Below are 23,125 nucleotides of genomic sequence, written 5' to 3' on the forward strand. Positions count from 1 at the left end.
CCATGTCCGGCCCCGAACCCCGCTACGACCGGCGTGCCGCCTCCCGGGTGCTGGCCGCGCTGGCCCGGCCCGGCCTGGGCGCGCCCCCGGTGCTGCCTCCGCCGCGGCACGTCGAATACACGTGCGCGGCACTGCAATCGGAACCGGGCTCGCACCTGACGCTGTCGCAGCGGCTGTACCTGGAACGGTTCATGCGCCCGTGCCGCGCCGACCACGTGACCAGCGCGACCCATCGCATCGCCTGGACCGACAGCGACGCGATCCCCAATACCGGGCACTACCGGGTGGGCGGGCTGGGCCCGATCGTGCCCATCGCCATGCGCGAGACGGTGCTGACGCTGTGGCACGCGCTGCAGGCCGATACCGCACTGGCCCGGCGCATCTCGGAGCTGACGCCCCGCGACGTGGCGGTACTCGAGGGCACCACCACCGACCACGAGCCGTCCGAGATCTTCCGGGTGGGCATCGAGGCGGCGGGGCGAGCGCTGGCCCAGCACGCGCTGCTGGCGCGGTGGACGCCGTATCGGACGCCGGCCGAATTCGCGGTCGGCATGCGGGATTCGGGGATCTACGGCGCGGTGGCGACGCGCTGGTACTGGGAGCTGCAGGCCTCGAGCTACCGGCGCGGCATGATCGCGGTGACGCTGACCACCCAACCCGATGGGACCGTACGGTATTCGGCAGAGACGGTGGCGACGTTGCGCGCGATGAAGGACATGACCATCGAGGACGCGCACCGGGTCATGCGCCGCGCCACCCACACCGAGGGTTTGAGCGTGGCCGAGGCCATCACCAAATACCACGACGAGCTGGATCTGATCTCGCGCCAGTACGCGCTGCTGCCGCCCGGGACCCGCCCGGCGTGCCTGGCGGCCATGCCGCATCAGCTCGACGGGGAGCACTACAGCATCCTGCCGGTGGTCATCGACACGTTCACCGACGTGTTCACCCGCATCGTGGACCGGGTCACCGTCGCCGAGGTGGCGGCCGACACCGGTTCGGACACCGCGGAACTCGCCGCCGAGGACCAGGTGTTCTATGTGCCCGACATGACCTGCAAGCACTGCATCCGCACCATCACCGGGGTGCTGGAGTCGATGAGTGTGGGCGTGCAGGACATCGACCTGAACAGCAAGCGGGTGGTCGCGGAGTTCCGCAGTCCCCGCAACCGCCATCGCGTGTTCGAGGCCTTGCGCGACAGCGGCTACAACCCGACCGCGGTCACACCCGCGACCACCGAATCCGCCGTATGACGGCTTCCGCACCGCCGGGACTGCCGGCGAAGATGCATGCGCTGGTGCGGGAGTTCGTGGCCGCGCCGCACGCGGTGGCCGACGCGGTGGCCGAGTTCGGGTCGCCGGCGCATCTGGTGTTTCCGCAGGTGTTCGCCGAGAACCTGGAGCGGCTGCGCTCGGAACTCGCGACTCGGGTGCAGGGGTTCCGGATCTGCTACGCGCACAAGGTGAATCAGTCGCGCGCGTTCGTGGAGGCGGCGCGAGCGGCGGGTGCCGGAATCGATGTGGCCTCGGCGGCGGAGCTCGACAGCGCGCTGAAGGCGGGGTTCGAGCCGGAGCGGATCGAGGTGACCGGCCCCAAGGGTGAGGGGTTCGTGCGGGAGCTGGTGGGCAGCGGGGTGACGATCAACGTGGACAATGCGTGGGAGCTGGAACGCATTGCGGCGCTGGCACCGACGCGGGTGCCGGTGCTGGTGCGGGTGTGCGGGTTCGCGGGGACGCCGGTCAGCCGGTTCGGGGTGCCGCTGCATCGCGTCGACGTCGTGCTGGCGCTGCTGGCGGCGCAGCGCGAGCGGATCGAGTTCCGCGGGTTCGCCTTTCACCTGGATTCCGGAGAACCGGCCGAGCGGATGCGGGCGGTGGAGAGTTGCCTGACGTTAACCGAGCGCGCGTTCGGGTACGGGCTCGCGCCGTCGGTGCTGAATATCGGCGGCGGGTTCCGGCAGGTGTTCACCGCGGACGCGGATGCGTTCGATGCGTATGTGCACGCGCTGCGGGAATCCCTGGTGGGGCGGAGGGAGCCGATGACGTGGGGCGGCAACACCTTCGGGTTCCATCTCGGGGACGGCGCGGTGCACGGGACACCGGTTTTTCACAAATACGCCAACATTGTGGATGCTGACCGGATGCTGGCAGACCTGCTGGATACGGGGCTGGAATCCCAGGGGGGCCGCACTTTTGCACAGGTGGCTGGGGAGAACTCGATCGAGATCTGGCTGGAGCCGGGCAAGGCGCTGGCCGATCATGCCGGAATCACGGTGGCGCGGGTGGAATTCGTGAAGGAGACCGCGGACGGCAGTACGCTGGTGAATCTGGATCTGAGTCGCGACACCGTCACCCCGGCCGATCAGGAGGTGATGGTGGACCCGATCCTGGTCCCCGCCCGCGATCGGGCCGACGCGCATTCCGGTGCGGTGGGGGTGTTCCTGGCCGGACGGTTGTGCCTGGAGCGGGATCTGATCACCAATCACAAGGTGTGGCTGCCGGCACTGCCCGCTCCCGGGGACTTCGTCGTCTTCCCCAATACCGCTGCCTACCACATGGATTTGTCGGCAGCGCGTGCATCCATGCATCCGGTGCCGCCGAAACTGGCAGTGGTACAGCGGTCCGGGACGTTTTCGGTGGGCCGCGACGTCGACCGGCACGAGGTGCACTGATGCGCTACGACCACATCACCGAGCTGATCGGCAACACCCCACTGCTGCGGCTGGATCCGGCCGTGCACGGGCTCTCGCACGTGGAGCTGTATGCGAAACTGGAGTTCTACAACCCGTTCGGGTCGGTGAAGGACCGGGTGGCGTGGGGGATGATCCGCGACGACCTCGACGACATCGTCGCGCAGAAGAAGACGTTGATCGAGGCCTCGAGCGGCAATACCGCCAAGGCGCTGCGCATTCTGGCGGCCGTGCACGGGATCGGGTTGCGGGCGGTGACCAATCGGATCAAGGTCGCCGAGGTGCGGGAGCTGTTGCAGTTGCTGGGCACCGACATCGAGGAGCTGCCCGGATTGTCGGAGTGCCCGGATCCGACCGCGCCCAACGACGTGTACTCGGTCATCGAATCGACCATGGCGCGCACACCCGGGGGCTGGTATCACCCGTCGCAGTACACCAGCGAGAAGAACATCGAGGCGCACCATCACGGGACCGGGCGGGAGATCCACGAGGATCTGGCGCGTGACGGCATCACCCGGGTCGACTATCTGGTCGGCGGGCTGGGCACCACCGGATCGACGCGCGGCACGGCGACGTTTCTGCGCAAACACAATCCGGAGCTGAAGACCATCGCGGTGGTGTCGGAGCGCTCCGATTTCATTCCCGGTATCCGCTCGGAGACCGAGATGTGGGATGTGGGACTGTTCCAGCCCGATTTCTACGACCGCATCATGGCGATCGAGGCCGGGCGCGCGGTCGAGGCGACGCTCGAACTGGCCACGGCCCACGGTGTGCTCGCCGGACCCACCAGCGGCGCGACCTATGCCGCGGCCCTGGAGTTCCTCGGGACCCTGGAACGGCCTGCCGCCCAGGCCGATCCGCTCGTCGCGGTGGTCATCGTCTGCGACCGCCTGGAACCGTATCTGTCCTACATCCGCAAGCGCCGCCCGGAACTGTTCGGCAAACCCGGGCGCGCGCCGGCGCCGACCGCGGCCGAATTGTCGGCCACCCCGGTCCTGTCCCCCGATGAGCTCGAGCAGCTCGACCGCACGGCCCGCCCGACCGTCGTCGATACCCGGGGCGCGATGGCCTACCGGATCGCGCATGTGCCGGGCGCGGTGAACATTCGCGACGATCACCTGGACGACATGCTCACCCAGGGCGTCCCGTTCTCGCGTTCGCGCCCCGTGGTTTTCGTCTGCCCGGTCGGTGAGGTGTCGCTGCGCTTCGCGGCCCTGGCCCGCCGCACCGGGTACGACGCGCACAGCCTCGCGGGCGGCATCACCGCGTGGCGGGATGCGGGCAAACCCATGGAATCCGCGCCGCGACCCGAATGAGCTACGGGGACGCCGCTTCTCGGGCGGCCCCGACCGGTTCGGACGTGCGCCCTATTCGCATTCCGAAGGCGGCCATGACGAGGGCGTCGACCCCGAGCCGCGCCACCGCCGCTGGCCCCTGGTCGCGATCGGGGCCGTGCTCGCCCTCGCACTGGTCGCCGCCGCCCTCACCCGCCCGCGCGCCCGGTGTGTTCTCGATGCGGCCCTGCGTGTTCTGCGCTCGGCGCGGTGGATGCGACGACGACGCGCCGGCCGCCCGGCAGTGCCGCCCCGAGGGCGGGCGCCAGCCGCCCGGCACTGGCCGATGTCCACGTGCATCGGTCCCGCGAATCATGTTGGGCAACAGGGTAACCGGGTGCGGGCCGCGGGCCGGTGCGAAGTCGGTGAACTCGTGGAATCTGCACTTCGGCGTCCGGGGCGCTAAGGTGCCGGGGGTCGAATTCACCAGCGTTGCCAGGAGTTTCACCATCAGCATCGAGCCAGCCGCCGGTCCGGACACCGACCTGCGCATCACTCTGACCGTCTGTCATGCCGCCACCGTCGTGTGTTTCTCGGCGGGTGTCGTCTCCATCCTGATCGGCGCCTATACCGATGCCGGGACGGTGTTCAACCTGGTCGGTGTGGTGCTGTGGCTGGTGGCGCTGGCCGCCCGGTTCGGGGTTTTCGCGATCACCCGCTCGCGGTCCGGGCAACACGCGGAGTAGCTGCGCTGTCCCGGCGGGGGTGAATCCGGCCGGGTCCGTGCACGCCGGCGGGCGGGGTTGTTCGCTGGAGGCGAGCCGATGCCGGAATCGGTCATGGCGGCTGGCACGATGATCTCGTGGAGTGGGCGTTCGGACTGGTATTGCTGGTGTCGGTGGCGGTCGCATTGGCGGCCGGTGCGCGCCGGCTGGGGCTGGGTGAGCCGTTCGTGCTCACCGTCGCCGGGGTGATCGGCTCGTATCTGCCGCTGGTGCCGGAGTTCGAGGTCGAACCCGAACTGGTGTTGCTGGGATTGCTGCCGCCACTGCTGTACACGACGGCGATCCGCACCTCGCTGGTGGATTTCCGGCCGAAGAAGACCTCGATCACCCTGCTGTCGGTGGGATTGGTGCTGTTCACCGCATTCGCGGTGGGCGGGGTGGTGTATTGGCTGCTGCCGGTGCCGTTCTCGGCGGCGGTGGCGATCGGCGCGATCGTGGCCCCGCCCGATGCGGTGGCGGCCACGGCGGTGGCGCGCCGGGTCGGGATGCCGCGCCGGATCGTGACCCTGCTCGAGGGTGAGTCGCTGTTCAACGACGCGACCGCGCTGGTGACCCTGCGCACCGCGGTGGCCGCCATGGCCGGCAGCGTGACGATGTGGGAGGCGGGCGCGAGTTTCGTCGGCGCGGCCGGTGGTGGCGCGCTCATCGGCGGGGTGGCGGCGATGGTGCTGGCGTTCCTGCGCCGGCGCATCAGCGATCCGGTGCTGGATACGAGTGTGTCGCTGCTGGCGCCGTGGATCGCGTACCTGCCCGCCGAAGGGGTGCACGCCTCGGGTGTGATCGCGGTGGTGACCTGTGGCCTGATCCTGGGTCACGGCGCCCCGCAGTGGCAGAGCGCGGCCTCGCGCATCGCCGAGCACACCAACTGGCGCACCATCCAATTCCTGCTCGAGAGCGCGGTTTTCCTGTTGATCGGCCTGCAGGTGCGGCATCTGGTCGAGGATGCCTGGCACAGCGGGCTGTCGCATTCGACGCTGCTGTGGACCTGCGCGGCGGTGCTGGTGACGGTGATCGTGGTGCGCCCGGTCTGGGTGTTCCCGGCGACCTATGCGGCCTGGCGGGTCGAAGGGCGGCGGCAGGGAAAACCCAAGCCGGAGTGGACCGGTCCGGCGGTGGTGGCGTGGGCGGGCATGCGCGGGGTGGTGACGCTGGCCGCGGCGCTGCTGCTGCCCGGCGATACCCCGGAGCTGGCGACGCTGCGGCTGCTGGCGGTCGTGGTGGTGGGCGGAACGCTGCTGCTGCAAGGCTTGTCGCTGCCGTGGCTGGTGCGGGTGCTGCGGTTGCGCGGGCCCAGCCAGGCCGAAGACCTCCTGCAGGAAGCGAATCTGCTGCAACAGGCCACCGTCGCGGGACTGCAGGCGCTCGAGGAGAACATCGCCCCCGAAACCCCGCCGGACGTGGTCGATGCCCTGCGCAACCGGGTGGTGGTGCGCGCCCAGTCGGCGTGGGAGTTGCTGGGCCGCTCCGAATCCCAGCGCGTCACCCCCAGCGGCGAGTACCGCCGCCTGCGCCTGGCCATGCTCGCCGCCGAGCGCGAAGCCGTGCTGCGCATCCGTGATTCGGGCCAGGTCGATCAGGAGGTCCTGCAGGCGGTCATGGCCACCCTCGACATCGAGGAGTCCACCATCGACCGGGTCGCCGAGGCCGAGGAGGACGATGGCACCCCCCTGCGCTCCCCCGTCACCGCCGGCGCCTGCGAGCATCTGCGCGAAGCTCCCTGCGTCCGGACCCCCGACACTCCCGACGCCTGCGGCGAATGCCTCGACGAGGGCCTGGTCTGGGTCCACCTGCGCATGTGCCTGGACTGCGGCCACGTCGCCTGCTGCGACTCCTCACCGGGCAATCACGCCACCAAGCACTTCGACGACACCGGCCATCCGGTCATGCGCAGCGTCGAGCCCGGCGAATCCTGGCGCTGGTGCTATCTGGACCAGCTGCTGGGCTGACCACGAGGTCGACGGCGGGACGAGCGGGCGAAGGCCAAGGGCACGAACAACATCAGTGCGATCGCCTGTGTGGCGAGGGTGAAGACGACGACCGCGCTCACCGAATGACCGTAGAGCACACCGATCAGGGTGGAGCCGGCCAGCCAGGCCAGACCGTAGACGGCGGTGAACACGCCGTATCCGGTGCCGCGGCGCGCGGCGGGGACCATGTCGGCGACCGCGGCGCGCAGGGTGGATTCGTGGATGCCCATCGCCGCGCCCCACACGATCGCTCCCGCCCACACCGCACCGGCATGGGTCGAGAACGACAGCAGCGGCACCGCCGCCGAGAGCGGCAGCGCAATCACCAGCCCCCGCAATCCGATCCGGTCGTAGAGGTGCCCCGAGGCCAGCGCGGCCAATGCCGCCGCGCCCATGGCGGCGGAGTAGGTGAGCGGGATCAAACCGTCGGGGAGCACGTGACGGGCCTGCAGGTGGAACGACAGCACCCCGAAGGTGGCGAACCCGGCCATCGAGGTCGCGGTGAACGCCGCATAGAGCCAGAATCGGCCCGGTAACCGGCCATCGTCTCGCACGGTGGTCCCGGCGTCGTGATATTCGGTCTCATAGGCCACCGGCCGGGGCGCCATGCGCCGCAGCCAGACCAGGGTGAGCAGCGCCAACGCGCCGGGAATGGCGAGGACGGCGAATCCGAGCCGGAAGCCGGAGAGCGCGATCATGCCCGCGACCAGCAGCGGTCCCAGCAGCGCCCCGGATTGGTCGAGTGCCTCGTGCACCGCGAACGCCTTTCCGCGCCCGATGCCCGAGCCGGCGGCCTGGGCGAGCATGGTGTCGCGTGCCGGGGCGCGCACGGCCTTGCCGAACCGTTCGGCCACCACCAGCCCCGCGGTGGGCCACAACCAGGTCGCCAGCGCCATCAGCGGCACCGACACCACCGTCAGCGCGTACCCGGCGATCGACAATGCCCAGTGCCGGCCGGTGCGGTCCGACAGCGGGCCTGTCACGAGGCGGAACACCAGCGCGACCGCCTCCCCGGCCCCGGTGACGAAGCCGACCAGGGCCGCCGAGGCGCCCAGGGTGCCCAGATACGGGCCGGTGATCGACCGCGCGCCCTCGTAGACGACGTCGGCGAGCATGCTCACCACACCGAACGCCATCACGAACCGCAGCGGCGACAAGCGATTCACCCCGGCCGCTCGATCCGCCGTCCCCCACTCGATCCCGTCCGCCATGACCGTCAGTCTCCCCTGTCGGCCGCTCTGGGCCCGGGTGACCGCGAACGGGTCGTCGCGAACAAGGTGTGCGGTGCATCGGGCGGGACGTCGCAGCATTCGGTCGGGGCGACGGCGATGTCGCGACCGCCCGAGCCCGGGTGCCGGTCGATCATCGTCGCGCGCAACGCACTTCGCGGCGCCGGATCCGGAATGCCCGGTCGGCCGACGGCCGCCTTGACTTTCCTGCCAGGAAAGTGGACGCTTACTTTCCTAGCAGGAAAGTAAGCGGTCGGCATGGACGGCATTACTCCGGATCAGGCCCGGACGACGCTGGATGCGGCGGGGCGGGCGCGGCGGCAGGTGGCCGAGGAGGTCGGGCTGCCGCGGGGGTACTGGTGGGCAATGGGTGGTGGCTGGGTGGTTTTGGGGGTGATCGGGGATGTCGGGCCGGGGTGGCCGGCCGCAGTTGGGACGCTGGTGTTCGGCGCGGGGCATTCGGCGCTGGCATCGCGATTGCTGGACGGGCGGCATCGCACCGGTCGGGTCCAGGTCAGCGCGGAGGTCGCCGGGCGGCGCACACCGCTGGTCGTGATCACCATGCTGCTGGTCCTGGTCGCGCTGACCGTGGTGGCGGCCCTGCTGCTGGACGCCGACGGGACCGGGCATCCGCGCACGTGGTCGGCGGTGTTGATCGCGGCCGTCATCGGGTTCGGCGGGCCGGAGCTGCTGCGGGTGGGCCGTCACTGGGCGCGCGCATGAGCGTGCCCCGCTTCGATGAATTGATCCATCCGAGTACGCGATTGAATCTGGTCGCGACATTGGCCGCGGCGGATTGGGCGGAGTTCGCCTTCCTCAAGGAGCGGCTGACTCTGTCGGATTCGGCGTTGTCGAAGCAGCTGGCGACGCTCGAGGACGCCGGGTATGTCGCGACCGAACGCCGTCTCGAGGGCAGCCGCCGCAAGGTTCGCGCCCGCCTGACCCGCGCCGGGCGCGACGCCTTCGACGGACACATCGCGGCGCTGCGGGAGATCGTCGCCGGGGCGATGCCACCGGAGAGTCCCGCCGGCTAGGCGCTACCGGTCGGGCCGGGTGTGCGCGGTCAGTCGGTGATTCGCCATTCGTTGCGGTCGGCCATGGCGCGCGCCGACCAGCGGATGGCGTAGCCGATCATGAAGCAGGGCAGCGAGGTCAGCACGAAGACTGCCGTCGCGACCACGAACCCGCTGACCAGCCCCATGATCAGCGACTGCCAGCCGGGATCGCAGCGGCTGGTGAATCCGCTGACTGCGGCGCAGTCACCGAAGGTGGCCTGCCCGTAGAGGCGGGCCCACAGCGTGATCGCGGCCCAGATCGACAGTGCCAGTGCCACATTGGCGATGTACCAGCAGCGCACCAGTTTCCGGACGAAGATCAGTGCGCCGAGTTGCCCGGCGTCGAGACCGTCGGCGACGTCCTCGTTGATTCCCAGATGCCGTCCCCAGCTGGAAGGCTCGGGGGCCTCGGCGACGACGGGTTTGCTGGCGTACCGGCTTGCGGTCATACAGGTCGATCCTTCTGCACCTCGAACAGTCCACGGGCACAGGTTGATTCACGGTGCCGACCCGAACTGAAGACAAATCCGGGTCGATCATTGCAGCACCGGCCGGTTTCCGATGGTTTTGCGGCGGAATCGTGGTCGATCACAGTCGCGATGCCGGGCAGATGTCGCGGCCTCGAATTGCGGTGCGGCGGCGCCGAGGCCGGGATCGGGGGTGGCCTCGGCGCCGCCGTGTTCGCGGCGCCGCCTGATGCGGGGACGCGGGTGCGAGGCCCGGGAAGAGACTCGCGGGTATCCGGTGCCGCGGGCGTCTGCGCGTGTCCGCCTGGGCACGATTCGGACAATCAGAACGGTAGCGGTGCGGTAGCTGCATCGCTGGGTGAGCGCGCGAATTAGGGGATCGTCAGGGGCCTCGGCCTTTTCGGGCCGATCGGATGCAGCTGGACGATAACCGCTGATCATGAGGCCGCGACGGCCACCGAGGCGGTCCGGAGCGAGTAGTCCGATACGCGCGTGCCGGGAGTCCCGGACGCCGACACTGGTGAAATGCGCCATTGGCGCGAAAGCTCCCATTGCTCCGTTCATCTGGGGAGATGATCGACGATGATCCGGTCACGGAAGTCGGCCCTCACCGCATTCACCACCTTCGCCGCCGCAGCCGCGGCGCTCGTGCTCGCCGCGCCACCGGCGTCGGCGTATGTCACCAGCGTCAGCGTGTCCAGCGGGTCGAGCATCGGTCTCGGCGGCGGCTACGGCACCAACTGCTCGTACACGGTCACCGTGAACGGCAGCCCGTACGAATACGTCTGGCTCTACGACAGCAACACCGCCACCTTCGGTCAGCAGCAGTTCAGCCTCGGCAGCGGCGGCACCGGCACCTCCAGCTGGACGCCGACCTCGACCGGGGCGCACTACATCCAGGCCTGGACCTACAACGGCTCGCAGTGGGCGTCGGTGAGCGTCAACACCGGCATCAACCTCGGCAGCGCCTGCGTGGTCACCGGCTAGCGGCGCGGGCCCGGTCCGCGCGAATACCCGGCGCTCCGGTGCCGGGGGTGCGATCACATCCGGCACCGGACCCACGGATTCGCCCGTGGGCGCCAATCAATCCCGCGGGAGCGGGTAGTCCCGGTGATCGGACCAGATGCCGGCCACCGCGCGCACGGTCGGGCACGGCCACGGCGCCGGTTCGTGGCCGCCGCGCGAGTCGGGCTGCCGGCACACCGTGCAGTGCCCGCCCGTGTCGGGGGTGTGCTGGCCGAGGATCAGCCGCAGCGCCGCCTGGTGCCGCAACAGTTCCCTCGGGGTCGGTGCGCCGGGCAGGAACACCGACGACGGGGCGGTGCGGCTGCCGCGGCGGCGCACGTAACGCACCCATTCGTATTTGATCTCGCGGCCGGTGTCGTGGAAGTCGCGCTCGAGTTGCAGAGCGAATTCAGCGGCTTCCTGCTGCTTGTCGAGGCGGCCCGCGATGAACGCGCTGATATCCATCCACCCACGGTAGTCGGCACTGTCGACATCGCCTCGAATCCGCCCGGCACCGGGCACTACTCTGGACCCGGTGCACACCGAGCAGCCTCCCTCCGACGCCGAGCCCCGTATCTGGGGTGGAACGACCCTCACCGAACGCCGTGAGGCGCGGCGGGCCGCGTTGCTCGAGGCCGCACTGGATCTGATCGGCGAGTCCGGGGCGGGTGCGGTGACCATGCGCGCAGTGTGCCGGCGCGCCAACCTGACCGACCGCTATTTCTACGAATCCTTCGCCAGCCGAGACGAACTGCTCGATGTGCTCTATCGCCAGATCGCCGAGGAGTTCCTGGATCCGATGACGGCCTTCGCGGTCGTCGACGATCCGGACCGCGATCGCGCGCTGTCGGAGACGCTGGTGGCGAAGGTGCTCGAGGATCCGCGCAAGTCGCGGCTGTTTCTGGTGGAGCCGTATTCCTCGACGGGGCTGGGGCAGACGACGATCGCGGTGATGCCCGCGTTCACCCGGTTGATCCAGGATCACCTGTTCGCCCATATCGAGGATCCGGTGCGGCGGCGGCTGGCGGCGGTCACCATGGCCAGCGGTAACGCGGGCATGTTCTCGGCGTGGCTCAACGGCACGCTGCGCGCCACGCGCGAGCAGATCGTCGACCATCTGGTGGAGACCATCGACGCCTATCGCGGCGTGTATCGCGGCTGACCCGGGCGGTGGGCCCCGCCCGGGTCGGCGTGCGGCGCAGCGGGTTCGGTCCGGCCGGTCAGGCGGCCGGTACCGCGGCGTGGACGCGGTCGAGTGATCGGCGCAGTATGCGCACCCAGGGTGACCATCGGGCCGGTTCGGCGGGTGGGTGCCCCACTTCGGTCGCGGCGCGATCGAGCAGTTCCTCGAGCACCGCGTCGTGCAGCCAGCGGATGGCGAGGCTCCACAGCAGCCGGCCGCGCGGGGTGCGGGCCCGCGCGACGATGAGATGCCTCATCACGCAACCCCGTTCACCGCGATCGACGATCTCGAAGGTGTGCGTGCCGGCGAAGGGCATGCTCGGCGCGAAGGTGAACTCGACGGCGCGGCCGGGTTCGTACGCGGTGCAGAGGTAGCGGATGCTGCCGTGCCCGCCGTCGGCGCCGACCTGCAGCGGCCGGTCCAGGATCAGGGCCGGCCAGTGCTCGCCGGGCCAGAGCGGGTTGCCCGGCTCGGCCACCGCATCGAGCAAGGCGCCCGCCTGCTGTGCCGACACCGGCAGTTCTCGCTGGTGAATGTTGCAGATCATCGACTCCACCGTTCCGTACGGTACCGTATGTTCCTATTCCATACGGTAGCGTACGGAGCTATGGCGGAGAAGAGGCGACGGCTCAGCCGCGACGATTGGGTCGCGGCCGCGCTGGCGGCGCTCGGCGAGGGCGGCGTGGGCGCGGTCGCCATCGAACCCCTGGCCGCGCGACTGGGCGCGACCAAGGGCAGCGCCTACTGGCATTTCGCGAATCGGGACGAGTTGCTGGCGGCGGCCCTGCAGCGCTGGGAACACGACGAGACCGATGCCGTGATCGCACTGGTGTCGGCCGAACCCGATCCGGCGCTCGGCCTGCGCACGCTGCTGGGCGCGGCGCTGTCGCATCCGCAGGAGAAGCTCGCGGTGCTGCTGGCCGGGGCGACCGATCCGCTGGTGGAGCCGGTGCTGACCCGGGTCACCGTGCGCCGTATCGAGTATCTGGCCGAACTGTTCACCCGGCTCGGTTTCGCCGCCCCGGTGGCGAAACATCGTGCGGCGCTGGCGTATTCGGCGTATCTGGGCACGGGCCAGCTGTGGCGGACGATGCGTGGCACGCTACCGGCCGACCAGCAGGCCTGGCAGTCCTACGTCGACGAGATCTGGCGGGTGCTGACCACCCCGGGGCCACCCGAGCGCGCACCGGTGCCGGACCGCGCGCAGTCGCCGCGCGATTCGGGCTAGGCGCTCAGGGCCGTCCCGCGGCCGTGGGTAATCACCAGGTCGAGCAGGCCGGGGAAGCGGGCCTCGAGGTCCTCGGTACGCAGCCGGTTGAGCCGGCGGGTGCCCTCGTCGCGCTGGCGGATGACGCCGGCTTCGCGCAGGGTTCTGAAGTGCCCGCTCTGGGTGGATTTGCTGATCGGCAGATCGAAGGTGGTGCAGGCCAGTTCGCCGTTCTCGGCGGCGGCCAGGCGGGTGACGATGGTGAGCCGGACGGGGTCGGCGAGGGCGGCCAGCACGGTGGTGAACCGCAGTTCGTCGCGGTCGGGGTGGACCAGTTCGGTCGCGGTTCGGCTTGCCACGGCGTCCAGGCTAGTCCACATGTTCACAAATTCCGAACATCCTGTTATGTTCGGAATTATCGAACATGTCTGTGCCGGGAGGACGCCATGACCGTCGAGCAATCCACCGCAGCCGCCCCCGAAGACGCTGCCGCCCCGCAGGATTCACCACCCGGGAGCAGTGCGCGGTTCTGGGGCACCGCCTACACGTTGCTGGTCCTGTTGACGGGCACGAACGTGGCCACGCCGCTGTATCACGGCTACGCCCATCGGTTCGGATTCTCAGCGCTGGTGATGACGCTGGTGTTCGCGGTCTACATGGGGGTGCTGATTCCCGCGCTGCTGATCGCCGGTCCGGCCTCGGATGCGCTGGGGCGGCGCCGGATTCTGCTGCCCGCGCTGGCGCTGGCGGCGCTGGGCACGCTGGGTTTCGCGCTGGCCACCGACGTGGTGTGGTTGTTCGCGGCCCGCGTCCTGCAGGGGCTGGCGGTCGGGGCGGCCTCGGGCGCGCTCACCGCCGCGCTGACCGAGCTGGAGCCACACGGTAGCCGCCGCCGTGCGGCCCTGGTGTCGGCGGTGGCCTCGGCGGGCGGCATGGGACTGGGCCCGGTGCTGGGAGCTGTTCTGGCGCAATACCTTCCGGCTCCGTACCTGACGCCGTTCGCGGTGGAGCTGGCGCTGCTGGTCCCGGCCGCGGTGGCGGTGGCGGTGCTGCCCGAGACCGCGGCGGTCACCCGGTGGCGGCCACGGCGGCCGAGTATCCCGGCCGGGATGGGTGCGGTCTTCGCGGCCGCGGGCACGGGCGCGTTCCTGGGTTTCGCGGTGGTCGGCGTCTTCCTCACGCTGATCCCGACCTATGCCGCGACCCTGTCGGGCAGTGCGAATCTGGTGGTCGGTGGTGCGGCGGCCGCGCTGCTGCCCGCGGCGTGGGCGCTGGCGCAGCTGGTGGGTTACGGCACACCCGAACGGGCCCTGGACTTCACGGGATTCCCGCTGCTGGCGGTGGGCCTGGTACTGCTGGCGGTCGCGGGCGCGGTCTCCTCGCTGCCGTTGCTGCTGTTCGCGACGGTGCTGGCCGGGGCGGGTCACGGCCTGGTGTTCCTGTCGGGATTGACCGCGATCAACGCGGCCGCACCGGCCGATCGTCACGCCGATGTGCTGTCGACCTATTTCGTGATGGCCTACTGCGGCAGCGGCGGCCCGGTCATCGGCGTCGGCCTGCTGGCGGGCGCGACCGGTTTGCTGGGTGCGGTGCAGATCTTCGCGGCGGTGGTGGCGGTGCTGTGCGTGGTGCGGCTGGTGGCACGGGTCACGGTCGAGGCGCGAAGCTCGCGGGTGCACGAATGCGACGGCGCTCACGTCGGGTTGCCGATCGTGGCGGGCGGGTGTTTACTTCTGGTCGCAAGGTGCCGTCGTTAGCTGAGGCTCCTTCACGGATACAGGCCGGCGATCCCGAACGTCGAGAGACGCCCCGGATCAGGACAGGTTTCCCCGAGCTAAGGGGATGCCCCGACCGGCTCCCGCCACCCGTGGCGGGTTTACGCCGTGGAGTGCTGAAGGTCTTACGAGGGGTGGTACCCGTACCGGCGATTTCGCGCCGGTCCCACTCCCCCGGCATGCGTGCGCGTGGCGTCGAGGAGGTGGTGGTCGTGCCCGATGGACCGGATCGAGTTCCGTTAGCCAATCGTTCACTCGGCCGTACTCCCGCAATCCTCTGGCCGCTACCCCTACCCCGGTAGCGTCCGAGTCCGGAGTGCGCCGTCATCCAGTGGGAGATCGAGATGACCACGTGGGAAATGCTGCTGCGACTCGGCACGGGTGTCGGGTTGGGCGCGGTGATCGGGTTCGAGCGTCAGTTCCGGGCCCGGATGGCGGGATTGCGCACGAATTCGCTGGTCGCCGCCGGGGCGACCCTGTTCGTGCTGCTGTCCGCGCACGGCTTCAACGGCGCCTCCGCGGATCCGACTCGTGTTGCGGCGCAGATCGTTTCGGGCATCGGGTTCCTGGGCGCGGGCGTGATCCTGCGCGACGGGTTCAATATCCGCGGCCTGAACACCGCCGCGACGCTGTGGTGCGCGGCGGCGGTGGGCGCGCTCGCGGGTGCGGGCATGTATTCGACCGCGGTGGCGGGCACGGTGGCGGTGGTGGTGGTCAATACCGCGCTGCGCACGGTGGCGCGCACGGTGGATCGCCCCGGTGTCGACGAGGTCGAGGCCCAGGAGGCGTTGTACGCCTTCCACGCCGACACCGACGACGCGCACGAGGCGCATGTGCGGGCGCTGCTGGTGCAGTCGCTGACGCGCACCGATTTCCGGCTGGTGTCGATCTCGAGCCACGACACCTCCCCGGGCCGGGTGCAGGTGCGGGCCGAGCTGACCGGTGACCGCCGCGACGACCGGCAGATGGAGGCCGCGGTGAGCCGGTTGAGCCTGGAGCCGTCGGTGACCAGCGTCGGCTGGCGCACGGTGCCGCTGCGCGCGGAGGCCGAGGCGTGAACGCCGCGCTGCGGCCGTAGGACCCGGCCGCCGACCTGCGCGCATCCTGATTCACACCATCGCCGACGGGATCACCGTGGTCAGTCCGCCATCGACGAGCAGGTCCTGACCGGTGATGTAGGAGGCGTCCCCGGAGGCCAGGAATGCGACGGCGGCGGCCACCTCGTCGCTGTCGCCGACTCGCCCGAGCGCCACCCGCGCCCCCGCGGCGGCCTGCGCGGCGGCGGAGGCCTCGGCACGGAAGGCGGGGGTGTCGATGTAGCCGGGGCTCACCGAGTTCACCCGAATTCCGCGTGGCGCCAACTCCGCGGCCAGCGTCCGGGTCAGATTCTGCACCGCCGCCTTCGTCGCCGAATACAGTGCGGCGCCGGGCGCGCCCCGATACGGGGCGAAGGAGGCGTTGAGGACGATCGCACCGCCGTCGACCAGCATCGGCAGCATGTGCTGCACGGTGAAGAACGCGGCCTTGAAATTGATCCCCACCACCCGATCGAACTCGTCGCCGGTGACCGCCGAAACCGGCTGGAACGCACCGATTCCCGCATTCACGAACACCACATCCAGCCGCCCGAACCGCTCGGACACCACCCGCGCCAGCGCCGCGAGATCCTCGGGTTCGGTGGCGTCCCCGGCCACCCCGACCGCCCGCTCCCCCAGTTCGGCCACCGCGGTGTCGAGGCGGTCCTTGTCACGCCCGGTCACGATCACCCACGCCCCCTCTTCGAGGAGCCGCCGTGCGGCGGCCAGCCCCATCCCGCTGCTGCCGCCGGTGACGAGGGCGACCTTGTCCTGGAACCGAAACCCGTTGTGTGTCATGGTCTCAGCCTGCCGGGCCGCGCGACGGGTAAACAGTGCGCATCTATCGTGGGTGTGCCACCACCACCTTGCCGAGCACGGCTCGCGCCAGCGCCGACGATGGTGGCCGTTGTCGGTCCCCGTTGTCAGTCCCTCAGCTCGCAGATGACGACCGGGATCTCGCGGGCGGTCCGCTCCTGGTAGTTCGCGTAGCCCTGGTATGCCGAGGTGATCTGCGGCCACAGTTCGGCTCGCTCGCTGTGATCCGCGGTGTGTGCGTGCACTTTTCGCCGTCGCCCGTCGATCACCAGTTCGGCATCGGGATGCGACTGGAGGTTGCGGTACCAGTCGGGGTGCCGGTCGTCGCCGCCCTTCGACGCGACCAGCACGACCCGGCCGGCGTCATGGATCGGAGCGGTCAGGTAGCACGAGCGCGGCAGCCCCGACTTCCGCCCGACCGTGTGCAATTCGACCACCGGCATCCCGAACGGGTTGGCCAGCAGTTTGTTCCCGCTGACGGTGAGCACGACCCGGTGGGCGAGGTTCATCAGTTTGGCCCCGCCGTCTTTCAGTGCGTCCTTGTTCAACGCCTGCCCCTTTGTCCCTGGTGCATCGAAGCTCCCACGACGGCCGCCGGAGTCGAGTTAGCGCTGCAAACATTACCAGAAATGTGAGCAGGGTCAACATTGCCGGGTGCCGGTCGGAGAGCACGATCGCCGGCGAGCTCAGGCGGGTGGGGCCAGGCGCAGGCGGTGGAGCTGGTCGAGGCGCGCGGCGGTGTCGGTGCCGGCGCGGGGGTTGTAGAGGACCAGGTGGCGGTCGGAGTGGCCGGCGAGGGTGAGGGTGGTGGCGTCGAAGTGGAGCGCACCGGCCTCGGGGTGTTCCAGGGCGTTGACCGCCTGCTGGGCCGGGCCGACATCGTGGCGGGACCACAGGCGGGCGAATTCCGGGCTGCGGGAGGCGAGTTCGGTGATGACGGAGTCGAAGCCGGGGTCGCCGGGACAGAGCGCGGAGTCGGCACGGTAGGCGGCGACGACCGCGGGGGCGGCCTCGGACCACGTCTGCGACATGGCCAGGTAGCGCGGGTTGGTGAAGTAGGTGACCAGGCAGTTGTGGCCGGGGCCGTCGTAGCCGAAGACGGCGCGGGCGGAGTCGTTGTGGGCCAGCACGTTCCAGTAGCGGTCGCGCAGGACGGCGGGGCGGGGGTTCCAGGCGTCGAGGAGGTTGCGGGTCTCGACGGTGATGTCGCTGCCGCTGTCGACGGCGGGGCAGGGCGGGTTGAGGCCGGCCAGGACGTAGAGGTGGGCGCGTTCGGGGGCGGTGAGTTGCAGGGCGGCGGCGACGGCGTCGAGGACGTCGGTGGAGACGGTGATGTCGCGGCCCTGTTCGAGCCAGGTGTACCAGGAGACGCCGACGCCGGCGAGGACGGCGACTTCCTCGCGGCGCAGGCCGGGGGTGCGGCGGCGGCCCGCGGTGGGCAGCCCGACCTGGTCGGGGGTGAGGCGAGAGCGCCTGTCGCGCAGGAATTCTCGCAGGTGGTCGCGTCGTCGGCCCGCTGTGTCCATACCTCACGCTAACAATCACGCGTGCCCGTTTCGTTCGTGTCCCGGTTAGCATGTGACCGGATTCGGGTCTCGAGGGGGGCGGATGCGGCAGATTCTGGTGGCGGCGATGGTGGCGCTGGCGGTGTCGATCACGGTGACGCCGTTGCTGATTCGAGTGTTCACCGCCCGCCGGCTGGGCCAGCAGATCCGCGCGGAGGGCCCGGCGAGCCATCTGGCCAAGCGCGGCACCCCGACCATGGGCGGGCTGGCGATCCTGATCGCGCTGTGGTGCGGGTACGGTTGCGCGCACCTGGTGGGGATGTCTTCCGAGGGGACCGGCACGACCGCGTCGGGGCTGCTGGTGCTGGGGTTGGCGACCGCGCTGGGCGCGGTGGGTTTCCTCGATGATTTCATCAAACTGTCCCAGCAGCGCAGCCTGGGGCTGACCGCGTCGGGCAAATATCTCGGGCAGGTCGGTGCCGCTGTGGTTTTCGGGGTACTGGCCCTGTATTTCCGGGGCGGTTCGGGACTGACGCCGGGCAGTCGCCAGGTGTCGATCGTGCGCGACATCTCCACGGTCTCGCTGGGGCTGAGCGGGTTCCTGCTGGCGGCGATCTTCCTGGTGGTGTCGTGGTCGAACGCGGTCAACATCACCGACGGCCTGGACGGGCTGGCGGCGGGTTCGATGGGTCTGGCGCTGGGATCGTATGTGCTGATCACGTTCTGGCAGTACACCCATTCGTGTGCGGTCAAGGCGGTGCCGGGCTGCTACACGGTGCGCGATCCCCTGGATCTGGCGCTGGTGTGCGCGGCCGGGGCGGCGGCGTGTGTCGGATTCCTGTGGTGGAATGCGGCTCCGGCGAAGATCTTCATGGGTGACACCGGGTCGCTGGCGCTGGGTGGGCTGCTGGCGGGGCTGTCGATCACCACCCGCACCGAGTTGCTGATGGTGGCGGTGGGTGCGTTGTTCGTGGCGGAGATCCTGTCGGTGCTGTTGCAGATCGTCATGTTCCGCACCACCCGCACGCGGCTGTTCAAGATGGCGCCGTTCCATCACCATTTCGAACTGATCGGCTGGCCGGAGACCACGGTCATCATCCGGTTCTGGCTGCTGGCGGCGATCGCCTCGGTCACCGGACTGATCGCCTTCTACGGCGAGCACCTCACCACCACCGGCTCCCGGCTGCCCTGAGACCCGCACATGCCGTGTGGCCCATCGGGAAAGGAATCCGGACGGGCCACACGGGTTGCCGGGTCAGTGCACGACGACGGGCGCGTCGTCGGCGGCGGCGGGTACGGCCGGTTTGGCGCGGGGCAGGAAGAACGCCGGGATCACGGTGGCGGCCAGCAGACACAGCGCCACCACGAAGGTGTGGGCGAAGGCGCGCGCGGCGAGGTCGAAGCCCTCGCCGAGCAGGGTGTGCGGCAGCTGTGCGAGCTGGCCGCTGTAGCGCGACCCGATGGCCGCGTTGGCCAGCGACGGGTCGGGGGCGCCCGGGGGCAGCTGCACGCCCCTGTCGCCCAGGGTGTCGCCCCGGTTGAGCAGGGTGGTCAGCACCATGGAAATGGTTGCGGTGCCGATGGATCCGGCGGTCTGGTTGACGATGTTCATCAGTGTCGACCCGCGCGCGACCTCACTGTGGGTCAGCGTCTGGATGGCGGCGGTCATGGTCGGCATCATGGTGCAGCCCATGCCCAGACCCATCACGAACAGCACCCCGCACAGCAGCGTATAGGGGGTGTCGGCGGTGACCTGGGTCAGGAACGCCATGGCCACCGCCATGACGGTGATACCGGTGATCACGATCTTGCCGGGCCCGATCTTGTCGACCAGCCGGCCCGCGATCGGCATGGTGAGCATGGCGCCCAGGCCCTGCGGGGCGATGAGCAGACCGGCGGCCAGGGTCGATTCCCCGCGCACCTGCTGCAGATACGACGGCAGCAGCAGACCGGAGCCGAAGAACGCCATGGCGAACAGGGTCATGGTCATCACCGCGAAGCGCAGCGACTTGTTCGTGAACAGCCGCAGGTCGATCAGCGGGTGTTCGGTGCGCAGGGCGTGGAAGACGAATCCGATCAGCAGCACCAGGCCGATGATCGCGGGGATGAGCACCTTGGCCGATTCGACGGTGCCCTCACCGGGAATCGAGGACACACCGTAGAGGAAGGCGGCCAGACCGGGTGAGGCCAGCAGCATGCCCAGGAAGTCGAAGCTCTGCGAGGGTTCGGGGTTGTCGCGCGGGAAGACGACGAACGCCAGGATCAGCGCGATGATGCCGATGGGCAGGTTGATCAGGAAGATCCAGTGCCAGCTGAACGATTCGATCAGCCAGCCGCCCAGGATCGGGCCGGCGATCGGGCCCAGCAGCATCGGCACGCCCAGCACGGCCATGACGCGGCCGATGCGCTGCGGGCCCGCGGCGTGGGTCATGATCGTCATGCCCAGCGGCATGAGCATGCCGCCGCCCAGGCCCTGCAGGACGCGGAAGGCGATGAGGGACTCGATGTTCCAGGCCGTCGAGCACAGCACCGAGCCGAGTACGAAGAACACCAGCGCCATCATGTAGAGGCGTTTGGTGCCGAAGCGGTCGGCGGCCCAGCCGGTGAGCGGGATGACGGTCGCCAGGGCGAGGGTGTAGCCGGTCATCGACCAGGCGGCGATGGCGTAGGTGGTGTCGAAGTCGTGCTGGAAGGTGGGGATCGCTACGGTCACGACGGTCACGTCGAGGATCGACATGATGGCGCCGAGCACCACGACACCGGCGATCTTGAAGACGCCGATGTCCAGTTTGTCGTCGGCGGAATCGGCCGCCACGGTATCCGGAGGGGTGGTCACCGCTTCAGCCTGCCAGCCGGTCGGTTACGAAACCAGCACATATTGATATCGGCGTTTCGGCGGCATCCGCGCAGCATCGTCCTCGCGCCTCATTCCGAGGCCGGCCGGCCGTCGTCATTGTCGTAGAAGTTCTCCGCGGCCGCGTCGGCGGCGGCCTCGGCCCGCATCTCGAACTCGGACGGGTCACCCGGATCCGGTTCGCGCACATCGCTTCTGCCCTCGTAATCGGTGGGATCGACGGGGATGCGATCGGTGCTCACGAGGGGTCCTCTCTGCAGCGCGATGGTCGCCAGGAGCCGGATCACCCGATCATATCGAGCCCCAGCAAATGTCCGGCGATTTCCCGGGCGCCCCGGTCGGGCTCCTCGGCGCGCGTACGCTGGCGTTCTCGAGCGATCCAGTCGAGGAGTTCATTCGCGATGACCGACCCGGTAGTGGGCTTGACCGGTACGCTGACCTCGCCGATCCGGGGCAAGGGACTCCTCGGTGAGGTGCAGGTCGCTATTCGAGGGGGAACCGAGCTCTACATCGCCCGCGCCGAGGAGCCGTTGCCGGCCGGCGCGACCGTGCTCGTCGTGGCCGTGCATCCGGGGCGCATCGTCGATGTTGTTGCGTGGATTCCCCTTCCGGGCGATCGATAGATCGAGAACTTCTTTCCACGAACAGAGGGAGACTGCGATGCTCGGATACCACGTTCCGGCGCCGGACCAGGCGATGCTGGTCAGCGGCGGCCGCGGCGGCAAGGACAACGCACCGTTCCGGGTGATCATCGGGCACGGCGCGTGGGTGGTGCCGTTGTTCCGCAAGGTGCGGTATCTGTCGCTGGCCATGTTCGAGGCCGAGATCGGCGAACGCTGCGTCACCAAGCAGGCCATCCAGCTCGACGTGCGGGCGGTGATCGCGTTCAAGGTCGCCAACGACACGCAGTCGATCGTCAATGCGGCACAACGGTTCCTGTCCGAGCAGGAGCGCGAGATGAGCGTGCTGACCGGGCGAATCTTCTCCGGGCATCTGCGCTCGATCGTGGGCTCGATGACGGTGGAGGAGATCATCCGCGAGCGCCAGAAGCTCGCCGACGAGGTGCTGGTCGCCTCCAAGGTGGAGATGAGCAATATCGGACTGTGGGTGGACTCGTTCCAGATCCAGCACATCGACGACGGCAACCTCGGCTACATCGCGGCCCTGGCCGCCCCGCACAATGCCGCGGTCAAGCGTGACGCGCAGATCGCGCAGGCCGCGGCCGCGCAGCTCGCGGCCCAGGCCGAGCAGGAGTCCCAGCGCAAGCAGGCCGAGTACCAGCGCGAGACCGCGATCCTCAAGGCGCAGTATCAGCGCGACATCGACAAGGCCAATGCCGAAGCGGCGCAGGCGGGTCCGCTCGCGCAGGCCACCGCGCTGCAGGAGGTGCTGTCCGCGCAGGCCGAGCAGGCACGCAAGCAGGCCGAGCTGCGTGAGCAGCAGTTGCAGGCCGAGGTGGTGAAACCGGCTCGGGCAGAGGCGGATCGGGTGCGGATCCTGGCCGAGGCCGAGGCCGATCGCACGCGCATCCAGGCCGAGGCGGCGGCGTCGAACAACCGGATCGCGCTCGATCAGCTGCTGATCGAGCAGTTGCCCGAGATCGTCAAGCAGGCATCGGTGGGCTTGTCGAAGGCGAATCTGACCGTGCTCAACGGTCCCGATGGGGTCTCGGAGATCGTGAACGGCATGGTGGGCCAGGGGCTGACGGTCTTCAATTCGTTGCAAAAGGCACTTTCCTCCAACAATGATCAGCCCGCGGACTAGAGTGACCGCCAGAGGGACGCGGCGACGAGGAGCGGGTGTTTAGGTGTCCATCGGGAAATTGGTGTCGTTCGACAGTTCTCGGGGTTTCGGATTCATCCGTCCGGAAGACGGTGGTCCGGATGTGTTCGTGCATGTCAACGACATCGGGCTGGACGAGGACGAGTTGCGCCAGGGGCGGGTGTTCGAATTCGATGTGACCGAGGGTGACCGGGGTCCCAAGGCGATCAACCTGGCGGTGGTGCCGGGCCAGTCGGCTCCGGTGCGGCATGCCAAGGGCAAGGATCATCGCGGGTCGGGGCAGATGAGTGCGGCCGAGCATCGCCGGCTGATCACCGAGTTGCTGCTGGATGCCTCGCCGCAGCTGACCGCGGCGGAGATCATCACCATCCGGGACCGGCTCACCGCCTTCGCCGATCAGCACGGATGGATCGAGAACTGATCGGTTCGCATTACGATCGGTCTCGGGTCCACCGT

26 protein-coding genes and 1 riboswitch are annotated in these 23,125 nt (G+C 69.4%); of the genes, 16 read left to right on the plus strand and 10 right to left on the minus strand.

Annotation, left to right across the window (positions count from 1 at the left end):
- The first annotated feature begins 2 nt into the window (after positions 1-2).
- The 5 genes from ACQP1O_RS24385 to ACQP1O_RS24405 all read left to right on the plus strand — a co-directional run bounded on the left by ACQP1O_RS24385 (position 3) and on the right by ACQP1O_RS24405 (position 6,694).
- A complete protein-coding gene (locus tag ACQP1O_RS24385; protein ID WP_433567772.1) occupies positions 3-1,253 on the plus strand; it encodes a heavy-metal-associated domain-containing protein in 1,251 nt (416 codons plus the stop codon).
- Positions 1,250-2,671: a decarboxylase gene (locus ACQP1O_RS24390; RefSeq protein ID WP_433560798.1), complete on the plus strand. Its 1,422-nt coding sequence runs from the start codon at positions 1,250-1,252 to the stop codon at positions 2,669-2,671. The genes ACQP1O_RS24385 and ACQP1O_RS24390 overlap by 4 nt, the downstream gene beginning before the upstream one ends.
- On the plus strand, positions 2,671-4,005 hold the full coding sequence (locus ACQP1O_RS24395) for a pyridoxal-phosphate dependent enzyme (protein WP_433560799.1): 1,335 nt from the start codon (positions 2,671-2,673) through the stop codon (positions 4,003-4,005). The genes ACQP1O_RS24390 and ACQP1O_RS24395 overlap by 1 nt, the downstream gene beginning before the upstream one ends.
- A 383-nt stretch (positions 4,006-4,388) precedes the next feature.
- Positions 4,389-4,709: a hypothetical protein gene (locus tag ACQP1O_RS24400; protein ID WP_433560800.1), complete on the plus strand. Its 321-nt coding sequence runs from the start codon at positions 4,389-4,391 to the stop codon at positions 4,707-4,709.
- 116 nt (positions 4,710-4,825) lie between these two features.
- Positions 4,826-6,694: a Na+/H+ antiporter gene (locus tag ACQP1O_RS24405; protein WP_433560801.1), complete on the plus strand. Its 1,869-nt coding sequence runs from the start codon at positions 4,826-4,828 to the stop codon at positions 6,692-6,694.
- On the opposite strand, the gene ACQP1O_RS24410 is transcribed toward ACQP1O_RS24405, so the two are convergent.
- The gene (locus tag ACQP1O_RS24410; protein WP_433560802.1) at positions 6,670-7,926 is read right to left on the minus strand and encodes an MFS transporter; all 1,257 of its coding nucleotides are present in this window, start codon (positions 7,924-7,926) and stop codon (positions 6,670-6,672) included. The two genes, ACQP1O_RS24405 and ACQP1O_RS24410, sit on opposite strands and share 25 nt — an antisense overlap.
- A gap of 276 nt (positions 7,927-8,202) precedes the next feature.
- Between ACQP1O_RS24410 and ACQP1O_RS24415 the strand changes: the two genes are divergently transcribed.
- Together ACQP1O_RS24415 and ACQP1O_RS24420 are read left to right on the plus strand one after the other, a co-directional pair.
- On the plus strand, positions 8,203-8,667 hold the full coding sequence (locus tag ACQP1O_RS24415; RefSeq protein WP_433560803.1) for a hypothetical protein: 465 nt from the start codon (positions 8,203-8,205) through the stop codon (positions 8,665-8,667).
- Complete coding sequence (locus ACQP1O_RS24420; RefSeq protein ID WP_433560804.1) at positions 8,664-8,978, plus strand: transcriptional regulator; 315 nt, start codon at positions 8,664-8,666, stop codon at positions 8,976-8,978. The genes ACQP1O_RS24415 and ACQP1O_RS24420 overlap by 4 nt, the downstream gene beginning before the upstream one ends.
- Before the next feature lie 29 nt (positions 8,979-9,007).
- Here the strand turns inward: ACQP1O_RS24420 and ACQP1O_RS24425 are convergent, their stop codons facing one another.
- Positions 9,008-9,448, minus strand: a complete 441-nt coding sequence (locus tag ACQP1O_RS24425; protein ID WP_433560805.1) for a hypothetical protein — start codon at positions 9,446-9,448, stop codon at positions 9,008-9,010.
- Between the two features lie 600 nt (positions 9,449-10,048).
- Here ACQP1O_RS24425 and ACQP1O_RS24430 point away from each other — a divergent pair.
- Positions 10,049-10,453 (plus strand): hypothetical protein, encoded by a 405-nt coding sequence (locus ACQP1O_RS24430; protein WP_433560806.1) that lies wholly within the window; start codon positions 10,049-10,051, stop codon positions 10,451-10,453.
- Positions 10,454-10,549: 96 nt separating this feature from the next.
- Here the strand turns inward: ACQP1O_RS24430 and ACQP1O_RS24435 are convergent, their stop codons facing one another.
- Entirely contained in the window at positions 10,550-10,936 is a 387-nt protein-coding gene (locus ACQP1O_RS24435) for a DUF6221 family protein (RefSeq protein ID WP_433560807.1), read from the minus strand.
- Between the two features lie 70 nt (positions 10,937-11,006).
- Between ACQP1O_RS24435 and ACQP1O_RS24440 the strand changes: the two genes are divergently transcribed.
- The gene (locus tag ACQP1O_RS24440) at positions 11,007-11,633 is read left to right on the plus strand and encodes a TetR/AcrR family transcriptional regulator (protein WP_379467532.1); all 627 of its coding nucleotides are present in this window, start codon (positions 11,007-11,009) and stop codon (positions 11,631-11,633) included.
- A 58-nt stretch (positions 11,634-11,691) separates the two neighbouring features.
- Here the strand turns inward: ACQP1O_RS24440 and ACQP1O_RS24445 are convergent, their stop codons facing one another.
- On the minus strand, positions 11,692-12,201 hold the full coding sequence (locus tag ACQP1O_RS24445; protein ID WP_433560808.1) for an SRPBCC family protein: 510 nt from the start codon (positions 12,199-12,201) through the stop codon (positions 11,692-11,694).
- Positions 12,202-12,261: 60 nt separating this feature from the next.
- Between ACQP1O_RS24445 and ACQP1O_RS24450 the strand changes: the two genes are divergently transcribed.
- Positions 12,262-12,882: a TetR/AcrR family transcriptional regulator gene (locus ACQP1O_RS24450; RefSeq protein ID WP_433560809.1), complete on the plus strand. Its 621-nt coding sequence runs from the start codon at positions 12,262-12,264 to the stop codon at positions 12,880-12,882.
- Here the strand turns inward: ACQP1O_RS24450 and ACQP1O_RS24455 are convergent.
- Positions 12,879-13,220: an ArsR/SmtB family transcription factor gene (locus tag ACQP1O_RS24455; RefSeq protein WP_433560810.1), complete on the minus strand. Its 342-nt coding sequence runs from the start codon at positions 13,218-13,220 to the stop codon at positions 12,879-12,881. The genes ACQP1O_RS24450 and ACQP1O_RS24455 overlap by 4 nt on opposite strands.
- Before the next feature lie 87 nt (positions 13,221-13,307).
- Here ACQP1O_RS24455 and ACQP1O_RS24460 point away from each other — a divergent pair, with 87 nt between their 5' ends.
- Both ACQP1O_RS24460 and ACQP1O_RS24465 read left to right on the plus strand, forming a co-directional pair.
- The gene (locus ACQP1O_RS24460; protein ID WP_433560811.1) at positions 13,308-14,618 is read left to right on the plus strand and encodes an MFS transporter; all 1,311 of its coding nucleotides are present in this window, start codon (positions 13,308-13,310) and stop codon (positions 14,616-14,618) included.
- Positions 14,604-14,779, plus strand: a riboswitch (M-box (ykoK) riboswitch). (Overlaps the previous gene by 15 nt.)
- Positions 14,780-14,980: 201 nt before the next feature.
- Entirely contained in the window at positions 14,981-15,694 is a 714-nt protein-coding gene (locus ACQP1O_RS24465) for an MgtC/SapB family protein (protein ID WP_433560812.1), read from the plus strand.
- 51 nt (positions 15,695-15,745) lie between these two features.
- Here the strand turns inward: ACQP1O_RS24465 and ACQP1O_RS24470 are convergent, their stop codons facing one another.
- From ACQP1O_RS24470 to ACQP1O_RS24480, 3 genes are all read right to left on the minus strand, one after another.
- Positions 15,746-16,510: an SDR family NAD(P)-dependent oxidoreductase gene (locus ACQP1O_RS24470; RefSeq protein WP_433560813.1), complete on the minus strand. Its 765-nt coding sequence runs from the start codon at positions 16,508-16,510 to the stop codon at positions 15,746-15,748.
- A gap of 125 nt (positions 16,511-16,635) precedes the next feature.
- Positions 16,636-17,076, minus strand: a complete 441-nt coding sequence (locus ACQP1O_RS24475) for a nitroreductase family deazaflavin-dependent oxidoreductase (RefSeq protein ID WP_433560814.1) — start codon at positions 17,074-17,076, stop codon at positions 16,636-16,638.
- A 138-nt stretch (positions 17,077-17,214) separates the two neighbouring features.
- Entirely contained in the window at positions 17,215-18,054 is an 840-nt protein-coding gene (locus ACQP1O_RS24480; RefSeq protein ID WP_433560815.1) for a helix-turn-helix transcriptional regulator, read from the minus strand.
- Between the two features lie 82 nt (positions 18,055-18,136).
- Here ACQP1O_RS24480 and mraY point away from each other — a divergent pair, with 82 nt between their 5' ends.
- Positions 18,137-19,225, plus strand: a complete 1,089-nt coding sequence (gene mraY / locus ACQP1O_RS24485) for a phospho-N-acetylmuramoyl-pentapeptide-transferase (protein WP_433560816.1) — start codon at positions 18,137-18,139, stop codon at positions 19,223-19,225.
- Between the two features lie 63 nt (positions 19,226-19,288).
- Here mraY and ACQP1O_RS24490 read toward each other — a convergent pair whose 3' ends face one another.
- Positions 19,289-20,869, minus strand: coding sequence for a DHA2 family efflux MFS transporter permease subunit (locus tag ACQP1O_RS24490; RefSeq protein ID WP_433560817.1), 1,581 nt, complete (start codon positions 20,867-20,869; stop codon positions 19,289-19,291).
- Between the two features lie 89 nt (positions 20,870-20,958).
- Positions 20,959-21,129, minus strand: coding sequence for a hypothetical protein (locus ACQP1O_RS24495; RefSeq protein WP_433560818.1), 171 nt, complete (start codon positions 21,127-21,129; stop codon positions 20,959-20,961).
- Positions 21,130-21,288: 159 nt separating this feature from the next.
- On the opposite strand from ACQP1O_RS24495, the gene ACQP1O_RS24500 reads away from it, so the two are divergent.
- Genes ACQP1O_RS24500 through ACQP1O_RS24510 form a run of 3 tightly spaced genes read left to right on the plus strand, consistent with a single transcriptional unit; the run spans position 21,289 to position 23,090 of the window.
- A complete protein-coding gene (locus tag ACQP1O_RS24500; protein ID WP_364611276.1) occupies positions 21,289-21,510 on the plus strand; it encodes a hypothetical protein in 222 nt (73 codons plus the stop codon).
- Positions 21,511-21,547: 37 nt separating this feature from the next.
- Positions 21,548-22,651 carry an SPFH domain-containing protein gene (locus ACQP1O_RS24505; protein WP_354833064.1) on the plus strand — a complete coding sequence of 368 codons (1,104 nt, stop codon included), beginning with the start codon at positions 21,548-21,550 and terminating at the stop codon, positions 22,649-22,651.
- Positions 22,652-22,694: 43 nt separating this feature from the next.
- The gene (locus tag ACQP1O_RS24510; RefSeq protein ID WP_040863830.1) at positions 22,695-23,090 is read left to right on the plus strand and encodes a cold-shock protein; all 396 of its coding nucleotides are present in this window, start codon (positions 22,695-22,697) and stop codon (positions 23,088-23,090) included.
- Positions 23,091-23,125: the final 35 nt, after the last annotated feature.

Origin of the sequence: Nocardia sp. CA-151230 (genome assembly GCF_050942175.1) — a bacterium.
In the GTDB taxonomy this organism is placed as follows: Bacteria; Actinomycetota; Actinomycetes; order Mycobacteriales; family Mycobacteriaceae; genus Nocardia.